Source organism: Streptomyces sp. SID14478 (genome assembly GCF_010548525.1).
Taxonomy (GTDB): domain Bacteria; phylum Actinomycetota; class Actinomycetes; order Streptomycetales; family Streptomycetaceae; genus Streptomyces.
The window spans coordinates 1-289 of record NZ_JAAGMG010000298.1 but is presented as its reverse complement, the minus strand read 5'-3'; the positions used below and the strand labels follow the sequence as shown (position 1 = coordinate 289).

Here is a 289-nt window from a genome sequence, read left to right as displayed (position 1 = left end):
CGCAGAAGTGCCCGTTGAAGTGCGTGCCGATCTCGTGGCCGTCGAGCCAGGCCTGATGGACGTACTTCAGCGTCTCCTTGACGTGGCTGTCGGTGAGGTAGCCGATGTCGGAGGCGCCTACGGGGTTGTTCGGCGGGCGGTACAGGCGCTTCTTCGACTCGGGCAGGAGGTAGAGGCCCGAGAGGAAGAAGGTCATGTGGGCGTTGTGTTCGCGGGCCAGTTCCAGGAAGCGGGGGAAGAGGCCGTTGCCGACCTCGCCCGCGCCGTCCCAGGAGAAGATCACGAACTG

1 pseudogene is annotated in these 289 nt (G+C 65.1%); it reads right to left on the bottom strand.

From position 1 onward, the window contains the following. A pseudogene (locus G3I40_RS09955) lies at positions 1-289 on the bottom strand (hypothetical protein); the annotation flags it as partial.